Raw genomic sequence first — 15436 nt, 5'->3', positions numbered from 1 at the left:
ATGTGTTCGCTCTGCGGCGTGATTGGCGGCAACGACCATTGGGCTGATGCGGTGGCCCGGCCGGGCGTCTATACCCGCAATGGCGAGCCGGTCGACCGTCGGCGTGAGCGGATGAACCGCGTCAGCGCTGCCAACCGCATCCTGAAGGCCTACGGTTTGACGGTGTCCGATTGGCAGGGCGCTTCTTATCTGCTCTCCAGCCTGACCGGGAAGACCGAAATTATCGAGGATCTCGGCCATCTCTGGCGGGCGGCGGAAGCTCTTTCCGGCCGGTTTTGCGATCCGCTGGACCCTTTAATGATCGCGCGGATGGAAGCGGAGAACCATGGCTGACATTCCGCAATTTACTCCAGTCAACCTGCTGACCGGCTTTCTCGGTTCGGGCAAGACGACGCTGCTGAAGCGGCTTCTTGCCGATCCAGCTCTTGCCGAAACGGCTGTGCTTATCAATGAATTCGGCGAAATCGGCCTCGACCATGATCTGGTGGAAACGGTCGATGGCGATACCGTATTGCTGCAATCCGGCTGCGTCTGCTGCACGATTAGAGGCGATCTCGCGGACGCTGTTCGCACCCTGCATGAGCGGCGCGAGCGCGGCGAGATCGCGCCCTTCCGCCGGGTGGTGATCGAAAGCACCGGCCTTGCCGATCCATTCCCGATCCTGTCGACGCTGAAGGCCGATCCGGTGCTGCGCCATCATTTCCGCCATGGCAATGTCATCACCACCGTCGATGCTGTGAACGGTCTGGCCCAACTCGATACCTATGGTGAATCGGCGCGCCAGGTGGCCATCGCCGACCGGCTGGTGGTGACCAAGACGGATATGGCGGAAGCGGCGGGGCAGGGGAATCTGGCAGCGCGCCTCTCCGCGATCAATCCCGATGCGGCGCTTGTGCTTGCTGCTGACGCGGATTTTGCGCCGGCCCGGCTGTTGGACGACGATGCCAGCCAACGCGGCGATATCCTGCAATCTGCCAGCGGTTTCTATTGCGAAAGCCCAGAGGAGACCGGACATAGCGGCGATTTCCGCTCCTTCGTCGTTACAGTCGACCGGCCCGTGGATTGGACAGGTTTCGGCCTCTGGCTGACCATGCTGCTCAACCGGCACGGCGCGCGGGTGATCCGCGTCAAGGGCATCCTCAATATTGCAGGCGAGGAACGGCCCGTTGCCATTCATGGCGTCCAGCATCTCGTGCATCCGCCGGTGCATATGGCAGGTTGGCCATCGGACGACCGGCGCTCGCGGCTGGTCTTCATCGTCGACGGGCTGGATACCGCGCTGATCCGCAGATCCTTCGAGGCCTTTGCGATAAAATGACATCAGGGCATGGCATTGCAGGCTTCGCGGTTTTACGCTCACGCGGGGCGCAGCACATGAAGAATCGACGGGTCCGCAATGAACACGCATAATCCGCCCAGCGCCTATCCGGCTCCTGCCGTGCATGCCAAGGGCAAGCCGCGTCTGCGGGTGCTGGGCACGGCGATTTCGCTGCTGGAACAGTTGCGGCTTCGGGCGGAGCAGGATCTCGGCATTGAGGTCGTGTTCGACAACAATGACTTCCTCACCACCCAGCATAAGGCAGCTCAAGGCCCCGAGCACTACGACATCTACGACCAGTGCTTTCATAACCTTGACATCGTTTGGTACTGGCGTGCGATTCAGCCGATCGATTTGAAACGCATCGCGCTCTGGGATGAAATTACCGATCTCACCAAGACCGGCAGGCTCGGGCCGAGCGCGGAACTCGGCAAGGGAGATGCGCCGGTGAAGAAACTGTTCGTGCAGCCGGACCTGTCGCTCGGGGGGCGTCCAACCGGGCAGATCTCCATGCTGCCCACCACCCATAATTTCGACAGTTTCGCCTATCGGTCCGATAAAATGGATTGCTCCAGCGTTTCCAGTTGGGCGAGCTTGCTGGACGAGCGCTGGTCCGGCCGCGTGGCACTGGTCGATGAGCCCGCCATCGGCATTTTCGACGCGGCCCTTGCCGCCGAAGCCGCCGGTCTGATGCGCTTTGACACGATCGGCAACATGACGACAGCTGAGATCGACCGCCTGATCGCCATTCTGGCAGAGAAGAAGAAGGCTGGTTTCTTCAAGGGCTTCTGGCGCACGGCCGAGGATGCCGCAGCGCTGATGGCGCAAGGTCAGACGGATATCCAGAGCATGTGGTCGACAGGGATCACCATCCTGACCGGCCAGGGCATGGCGGTGGAGCAGGCGGTGCCGGCGGAGGGCTACCGCGCCTGGCATGGGGGACTCTGCCTGTCGCGCAATCTCGATGGCCGGATGCTGGACGTGGCCTATGACTATCTCAACTGGTGGATTTCCGGCTGGCCGGGCGCTGTCGTGGCCCGCCAAGGCTATTACATGTCGACGCCGGAGCGTTCGCGCGCCTATCTGACCAAACCGGAATGGGACTACTGGTATGGCGGCCTTCCGGCTGAGACCGACCTGCCCGGACCCGATGGCGCCATCCGCATCAAGGCTGGCCAGCGCCGCAGTGGTGGCGATTACTGGCAGCGCGCCAACCGGATTGCCGTGTGGAACACGACGATGGACGAGCACAATTACCTGGTTCGCCGCTGGATGCAGTTGGTTGCGGACTGAAAGAACAATGGAGACTGATATGACCGCGAATTCCGGCAAGAGCATTGCTCAGCTTTCCGTGCTGATCCAATCAGGCGCGCTCGACCCGCGCGATCTGGCGCAGCAGACGCTTGATGCCGTCAACGGCTACGCCGACCAAACGGTCTTTACCCGGTTGACGGCAGAGCGGGCGCTGCGCGAGGCAGAGGCTTCGGCCGCGCGCATCCGCGATGGCCGGTCGCTTGGGATGTTGGATGGCATCCCTGTTGCCTGGAAGGATCTGTTCGATCTCGAAGGTGTGACGACGACCGCGGGTTCCGTCGTGCTGGCCACAGATCCGCCGGCGGAGCGCGATGCTGATGTGGTCTCAGCGCTTGCCAGCGTCGGTATGATCTCGATCGGCCAGGTGAATATGAGCGAATTTGCCTTTTCCGGACTCGGCGTCAATCCGCATTATGGCACCCCGCAAAATCCACATGGCAAGGATGCCGCACGGGTTCCCGGCGGTTCGTCTTCCGGGTCGGGCGTTGCTGTTGCAGCCGGACTGGTGCCAGTCGCGATGGGAACCGATACCGGCGGGTCGGTGCGCATCCCCGCCGCCTTCAACGGCATTGTCGGCTATAAGGCAACGCGGGGCCGTTATTCCATGCGCGGGGTCTTCCCGCTGTCGAAGAGCCTGGATTCGCTCGGGCCACTCTGCCGAACGGTGCAGGACGCTGTCTGGATCGACGCCGCCATGTGCGGCCTGACCCAGCCGCAGGTGGTGCGCCAGCCGCTCGCCGGTTGCCGCTTCGTCGTGCCGGAAACCATATTCTTCAATGGTGCCGAAACCGGGGTCGTCGTCGTTTTCGAGGCTGCCATCCGCCGGCTGGAAGAGGCAGGTGCCGTGGTGCGCCGTAAGGAATTTCCGGTGATGCAAGCCGTGCTCGATCTTCTGGCGGCGCATGGGCCGCTGGTGACAGCCGAGGCCTATGTCCTGCACCGCGAACGCCTGCATGGCGAAGCCGCCAGCCGCATGGATCACCGCGTCGCGACCCGCGCCAGGCTTGGCGAAGCCATCGGGCTTGGCGCCTACATCAACTTGCTGGAAGGGCGGGAAAGGCTGATCGCTGCTTTTGCCGAAGATCTTGGACCGGACGAGTTTATCCTGACGCCGACTGTGGCCCATGTCGCACCGCTGACGGCGCCGCTGGCTGTCGATGACGATCTGTTTGTTGCCACCAATGCCAAGACCCTGCGCAATACCATGCTGGGCAATTTCCTCGACTGGTGCGCCGTCTCCATCCCTTGCGGCACTGGTGACGCCGATATGCCGGTTGGCCTGCAGATCTCGGCACTGGCGCGGGATGATGAGAGGTTGCTGGGTCTTGCGCTTTCCGCTGAGGCGATTGTTCGCGGCTAAACCCTTAGGACTCTACATCGGAAACAGGCTGGTCAGCGGCATATGCGATTTGACGATCGGCGATTTCAGCACCACGAAGCTGAAATATTTGTCGATGCCGATATCCATATCGGTCAGACGTTCCATGATCGCCTGATATTCGCCGATCCCAGCGGTGACGAATTTCAGCATGTAATCGTAGCCGCCGGACACGAGATGGCATTCGATCACCTGATCGACCTTCTCGACGGCGGCAAGAAAGCGGGCGAAATCGATCTGTCGGTGGTTCTTGAGGGTGATCTCGGTAAAGACAGTCAGCGTCTGGCCAAGCTTGCTGACGTTGATCTGCGCGGAATAACCTTCGATGAAGCCTTCCGACTGCAGTTTTTTCACCCGCATCAGGCAGGGGCTTGGCGACAGGTTCACCAACTCAGCCAGTTCCACATTGGTGATCCGGCCATTCTTCTGCAATTCATAGAGAATCTTGATGTCGATCCTGTCGAGCTTCACGCGACTGCTTCCCTGTCTTGTTTTCAGCATAATATGCTTCGACCAGCAAAGAGCAAGCGATGAAAGGCCTTTCAACAGGCTGGAAAGCTTTGAAAAGCCTCGGCATCGGCGCAGCATCATCTCGGTTGAAAAACGGAAGGATATGCTGAATCTCGCGCAATCGCGGTGCTTTTCGCTGAGCGAAATCCCTATGCTGGCAGTCAACTAAGGAGCTTGCCATGCGCGCACCCCTCATGCGGATCGAAACCCATTCCAGCCTTCCGGCCTCGGCCGATGTCGTCGTTATCGGCGGCGGCATCGTCGGGACCTGCACGGCCTATTATCTGGCCAAGCGCGGCGTTGACGTGGTGCTGCTTGAAAAGGGACAGATCGGCGCCGAGCAATCGAGCCGCAATTGGGGCTGGTGCCGCCAGCAGAACCGCGATGCGCGCGAATTGCCGATGGCAACAAAGAGCCTTGATCTCTGGGATCGATTTGCCGAAGAGATTGGCGAGGATGTCGGCTTTCGCCGCTGCGGCCTGCTGTATCTCAGCAATAGCGAGGCCGAAATCGCCACTTGGGCAAAATGGCGCGACTTTGCCGCAACGGTTGGCGTCACCACCCATGTACTCTCCGCAAAGGAAGCATCAGAACGGGGCAGGGCGACGGGAAAATCCTGGCTCGGCGGTGTCTTTTCGCCAAGCGACGGCATCGCTGCGCCCAACAAGGCAGCACCGGTCATTGCTCGTGGTGTGGCGAAATTCGGCGGCACTGTGGTGCAGAACTGTGCTGCGCGCGGGCTGGAGACCGAGGCCGGCCGCGTTAGCGCCGTGGTGACGGAAAAAGGCACGATCCGCACCAAAACCGTCGTCATGGCGGGCGGGGCCTGGGCATCGTCCTTTTGCAACCAGCTCGATATCAGGTTTCCGCAGGCCTCGGTTCGGTCGTCGATCCTGGCTGTCGGACCTGGTATCGAAGGCTTACCGGATGCACTGCACACCGCCCGCGTCTCCGTGACGAAGCGCAGCGATGGCGGCTATACATTGGCGATCAGCGGCCGCGCCAGTGTTGACCTCACGCCGCAGCAGATCCGCTACGGCAAGGCATTTCTGCCTATGTTTCAGCGCCGCTGGAAGAGCCTGAAGCCGGGCACGACAGAGGGGCTGCGCAGCGGCCACGAGTCGCTTGCCAAATGGGCGCTCGACAAGGCAACGCCAATGGAGCGCAACCGGATACTCGATCCCAAGCCCGATGCCAGGCTGGTGGCGGAAACCTATCGCCGCGCCGGTGAATTGCTGCCGGCATTGGCCGGAAAGCCGATTGCAGCAAGCTGGGCCGGCTATATCGACAGCACGCCGGATGGTGTGCCTGCTATCGGCGAAATTCCAACGCTGCCTGGCTTCATCCTCGCCGCCGGCTTCAGCGGTCATGGCTTCGGCATCGGCCCGGGAGCCGGTCATCTGATTGCCGACCTGATCACGGGCGCCGAGCCGATTGTCGATCCCGAGGATTACCGGCCAGAGCGGCTGGCGACCTCCGCCTGGGGCAAGGTCGCCAGCTTCTGAAAGTTTCCGATCAGTGCACCTGAGGCAGGGCCATTCGGCAGGCCTGCTCGCAGCTCTGGCAAGCGTCGGCGCAGATGCGGCAATGTTCGTGCATCTCGGCATGGCCGCGGCATTCTGCGCCGCAAACCCTGCAGGCTTCTGCGCAAGCGTTAAGAGCGGCGCGTAGCACTTCAATGTTTGAACCGGTGCGGCGCGAGGCCATGGCGCCGGTTGCCATGCATAAATCTGCGCAGTCGAGATTGCGGCGAATGCACTGGACGAGCGGCGCTATCTCGGCTTCTCCCAGGCAGGCGTCGGCGCAGCTGGTGCAGGTTTGGGCGCAGGCATAACATTGCTCGATGCAGGCCAGCAGTGCATCGGCTGCTTTTCCCTGGAAATGCGGGTGGGTGGAAATCATTTCGCGGACATGCATAGCTCTCTCCATCAGTTCGAGTGTCTCGCTAAGCCCCAGCTTTGAGCTTTAACCGCACTGGGACACCGCTGTTCCAACTTTTCTGGCGAAAGCTCGACGTCGCGGATTGAACAATTCGCTGACAAGCCGTATAGACAAGGGCATTAACCCTGGACCCGGTGCAATTCCGGGTGGCTATTCTGGCCGCCGATCCGCCAGACAACGCACAACATTTTTGAAACATGTTGGACCGTTCATTCGGTCAGCGCTGAACCCTTGTGAAAAATCCATGAAAAAACTTGAACGTTACCAGCGAGACTGGTCCTCGAATATCCGTGGCGATATCCTCTCCGGCATTGTCGTGGCTCTCGCCCTTATTCCCGAAGCCATCGGCTTTTCGGTCATTGCCGGGGTCGATCCGAAGATCGGCCTATTTGCCTCCGTCATCATCGCCTGCGTTTCCGCCATTTGCGGCGGCCGCCCCGGCATGATTTCTGCCGCAACAGCGGCGACTGCGGTGCTGATTGGCGGCCTGGTCAAGGACCACGGCATTCAATATCTGTTTGCCGCGACAGTGCTGATGGGCCTTCTGCAGATCCTCGCGGGCTTCCTGAAACTCGGCCGGCTGATGCGCTTCGTGTCGCGCTCGGTCATGACCGGCTTCGTCAACTCGCTCGCCATCCTGATCTTCATGGCGCAATTGCCTGAATTGCTCGGACGGCCACCGTCGACCTTCGTGATGATCGCCATTGCGCTTGCCATCATCTATCTCTTCCCGCGCCTGACCAAGGCCGTCCCGTCGCCGCTGGTGGCGATTGCCGTGTTGACGGCGGCGACCTGGTGGTTCGGGTTTGATGTCCGCAGCGTCAGCGACCTCGGTGAATTGCCCTCCAGCCTGCCAATCTTTGGCTGGCCACAGGTGCCGCTGACGTTTGAGACGCTACAGATCATCTTTCCTTATTCCGTGGCGCTCGCCGCTGTCGGTCTGCTGGAATCGCTGCTGACCGCGCAAATCGTCGATGACATGACGGACACGCAGAGCAACAAGAGCCAGGAATGCATCGGGCAGGGCGCCAGCAATATCGCTGCTGGCCTGTTTGGCGGCATGGGGGGCTGCGCCATGATCGGCCAGTCCGTCATCAACATTTCCTCGGGCGGGCGCGGGCGTTTGTCCACTTTCGTTGCCGGGGTCTTCCTTCTGACATTGCTGCTAGTGCTGGACGATATCCTGCGCGTCGTGCCGATGGCGGCGCTGGTGGCCATCATGATCATGGTATCGATCGGCACCTTCTCCTGGCGCTCGATCCTCGATCTCAGGAAGAACCCGCCGTCGTCCTCGCTTGTCATGCTGGCAACTGTCGTCGTTGTGGTTGCAACGCATGATCTGTCGAAGGGCGTGCTGGTCGGTGTGCTGCTGTCAGGCGTGTTCTTTGCCGGAAAAGTGGCCCGCATGGTCCATGTGGCGGCGGAAGATCATGCAGACGGTTCGAGGCTATACCGAGTGGACGGCCAGATCTTCTTTGCCTCGTCGGAAGCCTTCATTGCGGCATTCGATTTTGATCACGAGGCAAAAGCCATCGTCATCGATGTCACCCAGGCCCATTTCTGGGATATCACGGCCGTGGGCGCCCTCGACAAGATCGTGCTGAAGCTGCGCGCCAAGGGAGCAACCGTTGACGTGAAGGGCCTGAATGTCGCAAGCGCACATATGATGGACCGCTTTGCCCTGCATCGTGACCCGGAGGCCATTCTATCGGTTGGGCATTGATTAACCATTTAGCAATTCGCTACGCGCATAGCGCATGGCAGACTTGCGTAAAACTGCCTCGAAATTGTGCTGATTTGAGGTATATATAATTCCATCGAAGCGACGCACTCCTCCTCCCGCCGAGCTTCGATTTACGGGCCAGCTTCTCCTCCTCCCAAAGCGGCCCGTCGGAATGACGACACTCCTCCTCCCAGTCGTCGTTCATTGTTTTCGAAAAGCCTGCCGCACCTCCTCCCGCGGCGGGCTTTTCGTATTTTAGAGCGCTGTGCGTTTTGTAAACCGCACTAATGACGCTGTAACACGTTAAATTCGCTGCGTAATTCTTATGCAGTAGGGCTTCGCTTTTACGCGCGCGCGCGGAAGTGTTCCTCGCTCCCATCTTCCTCAACCGACAAGATCCCCGGCTGCGCAAAGGCTGAGCCGACGCCAATCAGGATAGGGTTGTCGACGCCGATATCAGAGACGGCGGCACCGAGTTCCGCGAGACAGCCGCGCCAAGCGGTCTGATCTGCGCGGGTGATCGATGTCATCACCACAACAGGTGTTGCGGCGGCCATGCCGGCTGCCATCATATTTTGCGCGATACGCGCCGCCATGCGGCCGCCCATGTAGAAGACCGTCGTGACGGACGGGTTCGCCATGTCGTTCCAGTTCAGCCCTTCCGGCAGATCGCCATGGCGGGAATGGCCGGTTACCAGCCGCAGCGATTGGGCGTGGTCGCGGTGCGTCAGCGATATGCCGAGCGTGGCGGCCATGGCGCTAGCGGCGGTGATGCCGGGCACGACGTCGACGGCGATGCCTTCATCGGCAAGCCGTGCAATTTCTTCGCCGGCCCGCCCGAATATCATCGGATCGCCGGACTTCAGCCGCACGACCCGCTTCCCCGCCTTGGCAAACCGCACCATCATCTCGTTGATGTCGTCCTGTTTGCAGCTTTCCCGGCCGCCGCGTTTGCCAACCAGCATGCGCTTTGCCTCGCGCCGGGCCAGTTCCAGGACATCAGGCGACACCAGATCGTCGAATAGAATGACATCGGCCGATTGCAGCGCGCGAACGGCCTTGAGCGTCAGCAGTTCCGCGTCGCCAGGGCCAGCGCCGACCAGGGTCACGCGTCCATTCGATGCCGCTCCGCCGTTTGTGGCGGCGTGATGCAGGAGGGACTGCTCCTCTCCATCGGCGGGCGGCTGATTGCCGGAAAATGCTCTATTGACGAAGCGCTCCCAGAAACTGCGGCGCGCCGGGCCGGGGGCAAGCGTCTCGTTGACTCTTCCCCGAACGGACTGCGCTAACTCCGCCCATTGCTTCAGCGCCGGTGGCAGCAGCGTTTCGATGCGCCGGCGGATCGCCTGGCCGAGGATCGGCGCGGCGCCATCGGTGGAAATCGACACGATGACCGGTGAGCGATTGACGATGGAGCCGAACTGGAACTGGCAATAGGCCGGCTTGTCGATGACGTTATAGGGGACGCCGGCTGCCCGCGCAGCGCAGGCAAAGGCGAGTGCTTCCTCGTCCGTTTCGCAATCGGCAAGGGCGAGGGCGGCATGGTCGAATAGACCTATATGCCAGCAATGAGCGTAATGGCGAATGCGGTCGTCTGCGGCAACAAGCGTGCGGAAGGTGTCGCAGAGCTCTTCGTCCGGGCAGTAGACGTCGACATTGGCCCCGCAGGCTGCCAGCAGTTCGGCTTTCCAGGCGGCACCCTCCGAGCCGCCGGCGACGATGACCCGTTTTCCCTCCAGCCCCCAGAAGACCGGCAACTTTGCAAGCGGCGCGACGCGCTCTGTGCGGGATGGATCATTCTGCGGCAAGAATGGTGATGTCATCGATGATCCTCCTGATTTCGGCGCGGCAAGAGCCGCAATTGGTGCCGGCACTGAGACATTGGCCGATTTCTTCCGTCGTGCGGCAGCCGTCGGTCACGGCATTGGCGATCTGGTTAATGCCGACCGAAAAGCACGAGCAGACGATGGCGCCCGGATCGACTTCGCCTGCGCTTGGCCGCCCGGCGATCAGGCCATACCGGCTGCGACGATCCGAAAAATCACCGGCCAACTGTGCTGCTGCCCAATTGCGCGACACCGCGACCGGCTGGCGGGCGATGAACAGGGCGGCACAGAGCCTGTCGCCGTCAAAAAAGGCCAGCCGATGATCGCCGGTCGTGGCATCGCCGTAGCCGACCATATCGGCACTATCGGGCACGCCGAGGGTGGCGCGCGCCCAGCTTTCCCAGTCTTCGGCACTGTCAAACGCCAGTTCCAGACGCCAGCCATTGTCGGCCTTCGCAAGTGCCCAGTAGGTGGCATCGAGACCGATCGGCTTCTGCGCGGTAACGGCAAAGCCGTAGGCATGGGCGTTGTAAGGTTTGACCGAGACGCCGACATGTTTAAGGGCTGGTTGCCCGGATATTGGATCAGTAACAGAGGGAACCAAGGTGTCGACGCGTGCCAGTGAGGCGGTTTCACCCGTCCAGTGCATAGGCACGAAGATCGATCCCCGGCTTTGCCTCGCGGTGACTAGAGTGCGAACGAGGATCCGTGCCCCAGTCTCGCTCGTCAGTTCCACCAGCGCTGCATCGGCAAGGCCAAGACTGGCCGCGTCGAGCGGATGAATTTCCGCAAACGGTTCGGCGAGGTGCGCAGACAGCCGAGCGCTTTTCGCGGTGCGGGTCATCGTATGCCAATGATCTCGCACCCGGCCAGTGTTGAGCGTGAAGGGGAAATCGGCCTTCACCCGTTCCGGGGCGGCGGTGTCGCAGACGATGAAACGGGCCTTGCCATCGGCATGGTAGAAGCCACCATTGGCGAAGAACCGACTCTCGCTCGCCGTCTCGCCAGCCTGCTGCGGCCATTGGAAGGGGATGAGTGCCTCGTAATCGGCTTCCCTTGCCGTGGCATAGGCGCCGATATCGAAGTCGCGGCTGCCGTGATTTTCAAACGCAGAAAGGCTGGCGTGTTCGGCAAAAATCTCGGCGGGAGAACTGTAGGCGAAAGCCTCGGCAAAGCCCATGCGCCGACCGACCTCTGCCATCTGCCACCAGTCTGGCCGTGCTTCGCCGGGGGCGAGCTTGAAGGGCCGCTGGCGGGAGATGCGCCGTTCGGAATTGGTCACCGTGCCGCTCTTTTCGCCCCAGCCGGCGGCTGGCAGCAACACATGCGCCAGCTGCGCAGTGTCAGTGTCCGCCTGGATGTCGGAGACAACCACGAAGGGGCAGGCGGCAATCGCCGCCTTGACGGCATCGGCATCGGGCATGGAGACGACGGGATTGGTCGACATGATCCACAAGGCTTTGATCCGGCCATCTGCCACAGCCTGGAACATTTCGACTGCTTTCAGGCCCGGCTTCTCAGCAATCGACGGTGATGCCCAGAAACGCCGCACCCGGTCGCGATCATCAGGATTGGCGATTTCCATATGGGCGGCCAGCATATTGGCGAGGCCGCCGACTTCGCGCCCGCCCATGGCGTTGGGCTGGCCGGTAAGGGAGAATGGACCGCAGCCCGGCTTACCCACGCGGCCGGTGGCCAGATGGCAATTGATGATCGCATTGACCTTGTCGGTGCCAAGCGAGGACTGATTGACCCCCTGGCTGTAGCAGGTGACGCTCCGCTCCGTTGCGGCAAACATCTGGAAGAATTGCCTGATCTGCATGGCCGGCAAGCCGGTCGCGTCCAGCAGATCGGCAAAGGATTGGCTGGCGGCTGCCGAAAAGGTCTCGGCGAAACCTGTCGTATGGGCGGCAATATAGGATTGATCGATGGCGCCGGCTTCAACCAAATGGGCGAGCAGACCGTTGAACAGCGCCACATCGCCATCCGGCCGGATCGACAGATGCAGGTCGGCAATATCAGACGTTGCCGTGCGGCGCGGGTCGATGACCACGACCTTCAGTCCGGGCCGCTTGGCCTTTTCCGCCGCCAGCCGCTGATAAAGGACCGGATGGCACCAGCCCATGTTGGACCCGACAAGCACCACGAGATCGGCCAGTTCCAGATCCCGGTAATTGCCCGGCACGGTATCGGCGCCGAAAGCCCGCTTGTGGCCGGCAACAGAGGAAGCCATGCACAGGCGCGAATTGGTGTCGATATTGGCCGAGCCGATGAAGCCCTTCATCAGCTTGTTGGCGACGTAATAATCCTCGGTCAGCAATTGCCCTGAGAGATAGAAGGCGACGGAGTCAGGCCCTTGCTCGGATATGGTCCGCGAAAATGTCTCGGCCACGAGGTCAAGGGCTGCATCCCAGCTCTGGCGCTTGCCGTCGACGGTCGGGTAAAGCGCCCGGCCATCAAGGTCAAGCGTTTCTCCGAGCGCCGAACCCTTGGAGCAGAGCCGGCCGTAATTGGCTGGATGGTCCGGATCGCCCTTGATGCTGACGGCGCCATTCTCTTCCACTTTGGCGATCACGCCGCAGCCGACGCCGCAATAGGGGCAGGTGGTCTTGACCTCGTGCGCCATGATTTACTCCGCTGCCGCCATCATCTGGTGGGTGAGGCGGATGGACAGCGCGCCTGCCTCGTTGCGGATGTCGATGGTGGCAACCGCGCCCTCATCCGCGCCGAGTGCCTTGCCGCTTTCCAGCGAAATCACCCAGTTGTGCAGCGGGCAGGTGACGGCCTTGCCATGGACGATGCCTTGGCTAAGCGGGCCGCCCTTGTGGGGGCAATGGTCCTCGATGGCGAAGACTTCGTTTTCGGCGGTGCGAAACACGGCGATCTTGCCCTGAGGCGTCTTCACGCAGCGTGCGCCGCGCAGCGGGATGTCGTCGATATGGCCAATGGCGATCCAGTTGTTTTCCATGATCTCACTCCGCGGCTTGGGCATGGCCGATGGTCGCCATCGGCTTGAACTCATGCTTGTCCTTGCCGGAGACACGCTCCGACCAAGGGTCGACCTGAGCAAATTTCTGCGAAAAGACGAAGCGGTCGAAATAGGCGCGGCGCTTGTCGCCATCATCCATGATCTGGCGACGGACCTCGTCATAGCCGATGCGCTTGGCCCATTTGTAGATGCGCTCCAGATAGCGGGCCTGCTCGCGGTACATCTGCGTCAGCGCTACGATATGCTCCAGCGCTTCCTCCTCGGTCTTGACGAGGCCGAGAACTTCGGTGCCCTTGATGTCGAGGCCAGCAGCGCCGGCGAAATGAATTTCGAAGCCGCTATCGACGCAGATCACGCCGATGTCCTTGCAGGTCGCCTCCGCGCAATTGCGCGGGCAGCCGGAAACGGCCAGCTTTAGCTTGGCCGGCGTCCAGGAGCCCCACATGAATTTCTCGAGCTTGATGCCGAAGCCGGTGGAATCCTGCGTGCCGAAGCGGCACCATTGCTCGCCAACGCAGGTCTTTACTGTGCGCAGGCCCTTGGCATAGGCCTGGCCTGACACGAACCCGGCCTTGCCCAAATCGGCCCAGACGGCGGGCAGGTTTTCCTTCTCGATGCCGAGCAGGTCGATGCGCTGGCCACCGGTGACCTTCACCATTGGGATTTCGAACTTGTCGACCACATCGGCGATGGCGCGAAGCTCGGCCGCCGAGGTGACGCCGCCCCACATGCGCGGCACGACGGAATAGGTGCCGTCCTTCTGGATATTGGCATGCACCCGCTCGTTGATGAAACGCGACTGGTAGTCGTCGGCATATTCATCCGGCCAGTCGCAGACGAGATAGTAGTTGAGGGCGGGGCGGCATTTGGCGCAGCCGCAGGAGGTCTTCCATTCCAGCTCCTGCATAACGGCAGGGATCGTCTTCAGCCCCTTGGCCTTGATCAGCCGGCGCACGTCGTCGTGGCCAAGCTCTGTGCAGGTGCACATCGGCGTGACGGCGGCGGGGTTGTAAGCATCGCCCAGCGTCAGCGACATCAGCTGCTCGACAAGGCCGGTGCAGCTGCCGCAGGAGGCGGAAGCTTTCGTATGGGCACGAACTTCATCCAGCGCCGTCAGGCCCTTGGAGGTAATGGAGGTGACGATCTTGCCCTTGCAGACGCCGTTGCAGCCGCAGATTTCCGCATCATCCGGCAAGGCTGCAACGGCCGCCATAGGGTCCAGCGGGGTGCCCCCCTGGTAGGACTGGCCGAAGATCAACGTGTCGCGCATGGCGGAAATATCGGTGCCTTTTTTCTTCAGGTCGTTGAACCAGGCGCCGTCGGAGGTCTCGCCATAGAGAACCGTGCCGATAATGCGATTATCCTTGATAACGACGCGCTTGTAGATACCGGCCGTGGCATCGCGCAGCACGATTTCCTCCCGGTCGTCACCATCCGCGAAATCACCTAAAGAAAAGAGGTTGATGCCCGTGACCTTCAGTTTGGTCGGCGTGTCGGAATGGACAAAGGCCGGCTTGGTGTCGCCTGAAAGATGGGAGGCGGCGACGCGGGCCATTTCATAAAGCGGCGCCACGAGGCCATAGACCATGCCGTCCACTTCGGCGCATTCACCGACCGCGAAGATGTCGCCGTCCGATGTATGCATGCCGGCATCGACTACAATACCGCGATTGACGGCGAGGCCTGCCTCCTTGGCAAGACCCGCATTCGGACGGATGCCGACGGCCATAACGACGAGTGTGGCCGGAATGATAGTGCCATCGTCCAGCTCGATGCCTTCGACGCGATCGGTGCCTAGGATGCGCTTGGTATTGGCTTTGGTGATGACCTTGATGCCGCGCTCTTCCACGGCCTTTTGCAGCAGGTAACCTGCAGCGGGGTCGAGCTGGCGTTCCATCAGGGTCGGCATGACATGCAGCACGGTCACATCCATGCCGCGCAGCGCCAGGCCCGCAGCCGCTTCGAGCCCAAGCAGGCCGCCGCCGATGACGATGGCCTTTTCGCGCGATTGCGCGGCCAGCAGCATGGCGTCGACGTCATCGAGATCGCGATAGGTAATGACGCCGGGAAGATCCTTGCCCGGAACCGGGATGATGAACGGAACCGAGCCCGTGGCGATGACAAGCTTGTCGTAGCTTTCCGTCACGCCATGGTCGGAAGTTACGGTGCGGGCGTTACGATCAATGGCGGTGATCCGGTGGCCCTTGTAGAGGGTGACGTTGTTGGCGATGTACCAGCCATCGCCATGGATGATGATGTCCTCGAAGGTCTTTTCGCCTGAAAGAACCGGCGACAGCATGATGCGGTCATAGTTGACGCGTGGTTCGGCGTTGAAGATCGTGACGTCGTAAAGGCCTGGGGCCTGTTCGAAAAGGTGCTCCAGCATGCGGCCGGGGGCCATGCCGTTGCCGATAATGACGAGTTTCTGGGCCATGGT

General features: G+C 61.4%; 12 protein-coding genes and 1 other annotated feature. Of the genes, 6 read left to right on the top strand and 6 right to left on the bottom strand.

What is annotated here, in order from left to right; translation table 11 throughout:
- The 4 genes from BJF91_RS07500 (at window position 1) to BJF91_RS07485 (ending at window position 3992) form a co-directional block, all read left to right on the top strand.
- Complete coding sequence (locus BJF91_RS07500; RefSeq protein ID WP_075613885.1) at window positions 1-333, top strand: hypothetical protein; 333 nt, start codon at window positions 1-3, stop codon at window positions 331-333.
- Entirely contained in the window at window positions 326-1318 is a 993-nt protein-coding gene (locus BJF91_RS07495; RefSeq protein WP_075613884.1) for a CobW family GTP-binding protein, read from the top strand. Before BJF91_RS07500 ends, BJF91_RS07495 begins: the two co-directional genes overlap by 8 nt.
- 78 nt (window positions 1319-1396) lie before the next feature.
- Window positions 1397-2611, top strand: coding sequence for an ABC transporter substrate-binding protein (locus BJF91_RS07490; RefSeq protein WP_075613883.1), 1215 nt, complete (start codon window positions 1397-1399; stop codon window positions 2609-2611).
- 19 nt (window positions 2612-2630) lie between these two features.
- A complete protein-coding gene (locus BJF91_RS07485; protein ID WP_075614512.1) occupies window positions 2631-3992 on the top strand; it encodes an amidase in 1362 nt (453 codons plus the stop codon).
- A gap of 12 nt (window positions 3993-4004) precedes the next feature.
- On the opposite strand, the gene BJF91_RS07480 is transcribed toward BJF91_RS07485, so the two are convergent.
- Complete coding sequence (locus BJF91_RS07480) at window positions 4005-4481, bottom strand: Lrp/AsnC family transcriptional regulator (RefSeq protein WP_075614511.1); 477 nt, start codon at window positions 4479-4481, stop codon at window positions 4005-4007.
- Between the two features lie 218 nt (window positions 4482-4699).
- Between BJF91_RS07480 and BJF91_RS07475 the strand changes: the two genes are divergently transcribed.
- Entirely contained in the window at window positions 4700-6025 is a 1326-nt protein-coding gene (locus BJF91_RS07475) for an NAD(P)/FAD-dependent oxidoreductase (protein ID WP_075613882.1), read from the top strand.
- A gap of 10 nt (window positions 6026-6035) precedes the next feature.
- On the opposite strand, the gene BJF91_RS07470 is transcribed toward BJF91_RS07475, so the two are convergent.
- Window positions 6036-6437: a four-helix bundle copper-binding protein gene (locus BJF91_RS07470; protein ID WP_184412813.1), complete on the bottom strand. Its 402-nt coding sequence runs from the start codon at window positions 6435-6437 to the stop codon at window positions 6036-6038.
- 148 nt (window positions 6438-6585) lie between these two features.
- Window positions 6586-6641 (top strand) — a sequence feature (sul1 is cis-regulatory element that is thought to sense ions involved in sulfur or methionine metabolism; They are found in Alphaproteobacteria).
- 64 nt (window positions 6642-6705) lie between these two features.
- On the opposite strand from BJF91_RS07470, the gene BJF91_RS07465 reads away from it, so the two are divergent.
- Complete coding sequence (locus BJF91_RS07465; RefSeq protein ID WP_075613880.1) at window positions 6706-8184, top strand: SulP family inorganic anion transporter; 1479 nt, start codon at window positions 6706-6708, stop codon at window positions 8182-8184.
- 344 nt (window positions 8185-8528) lie between these two features.
- Here the strand turns inward: BJF91_RS07465 and cysG are convergent, their stop codons facing one another.
- The 4 genes from cysG to nirB are packed head-to-tail and all read right to left on the bottom strand — an operon-like array spanning window position 8529 to window position 15433.
- Window positions 8529-10007, bottom strand: a complete 1479-nt coding sequence (gene cysG / locus BJF91_RS07455) for a siroheme synthase CysG (protein WP_075613878.1) — start codon at window positions 10005-10007, stop codon at window positions 8529-8531.
- Window positions 9979-12636, bottom strand: a complete 2658-nt coding sequence (locus tag BJF91_RS07450; protein ID WP_075613877.1) for a nitrate reductase — start codon at window positions 12634-12636, stop codon at window positions 9979-9981. The genes cysG and BJF91_RS07450 overlap by 29 nt, the downstream gene beginning before the upstream one ends.
- Before the next feature lie 3 nt (window positions 12637-12639).
- Window positions 12640-12978 (bottom strand): nitrite reductase small subunit NirD, encoded by a 339-nt coding sequence (gene nirD, locus BJF91_RS07445; RefSeq protein WP_075614510.1) that lies wholly within the window; start codon window positions 12976-12978, stop codon window positions 12640-12642.
- A 4-nt stretch (window positions 12979-12982) separates the two neighbouring features.
- The gene (gene nirB, locus BJF91_RS07440; protein WP_075613876.1) at window positions 12983-15433 is read right to left on the bottom strand and encodes a nitrite reductase large subunit NirB; all 2451 of its coding nucleotides are present in this window, start codon (window positions 15431-15433) and stop codon (window positions 12983-12985) included.
- Window positions 15434-15436: the final 3 nt, after the last annotated feature.

Source organism: Gillisella taibaishanensis (assembly GCF_001938985.1).
Lineage (GTDB): Bacteria > Pseudomonadota > Alphaproteobacteria > Rhizobiales > Rhizobiaceae > Allorhizobium > Allorhizobium taibaishanense.
This window is presented reverse-complemented; position numbering and strand designations above follow the sequence as displayed.

What these genes read in the sequence shown, in the direction of transcription:
- BJF91_RS07500 (WP_075613885.1), top strand. Translation starts at nt 1, where the DNA reads ATGTGTTCGCTCTGCGGCGTGATTGGCGGCAACGACCATTGGGCTGAT.
- BJF91_RS07495 (WP_075613884.1), top strand. Translation starts at nt 326, where the DNA reads ATGGCTGACATTCCGCAATTTACTCCAGTCAACCTGCTGACCGGCTTT.
- BJF91_RS07490 (WP_075613883.1), top strand. Translation starts at nt 1,397, where the DNA reads ATGAACACGCATAATCCGCCCAGCGCCTATCCGGCTCCTGCCGTGCAT.
- BJF91_RS07485 (WP_075614512.1), top strand. Translation starts at nt 2,631, where the DNA reads ATGACCGCGAATTCCGGCAAGAGCATTGCTCAGCTTTCCGTGCTGATC.
- BJF91_RS07475 (WP_075613882.1), top strand. Translation starts at nt 4,700, where the DNA reads ATGCGCGCACCCCTCATGCGGATCGAAACCCATTCCAGCCTTCCGGCC.
- BJF91_RS07470 (WP_184412813.1), bottom strand. Translation starts at nt 6,437, where the DNA reads ATGCATGTCCGCGAAATGATTTCCACCCACCCGCATTTCCAGGGAAAA.
- BJF91_RS07465 (WP_075613880.1), top strand. Translation starts at nt 6,706, where the DNA reads ATGAAAAAACTTGAACGTTACCAGCGAGACTGGTCCTCGAATATCCGT.
- cysG (WP_075613878.1), bottom strand. Translation starts at nt 10,007, where the DNA reads ATGACATCACCATTCTTGCCGCAGAATGATCCATCCCGCACAGAGCGC.
- BJF91_RS07450 (WP_075613877.1), bottom strand. Translation starts at nt 12,636, where the DNA reads ATGGCGCACGAGGTCAAGACCACCTGCCCCTATTGCGGCGTCGGCTGC.
- nirD (WP_075614510.1), bottom strand. Translation starts at nt 12,978, where the DNA reads ATGGAAAACAACTGGATCGCCATTGGCCATATCGACGACATCCCGCTG.
- nirB (WP_075613876.1), bottom strand. Translation starts at nt 15,433, where the DNA reads ATGGCCCAGAAACTCGTCATTATCGGCAACGGCATGGCCCCCGGCCGC.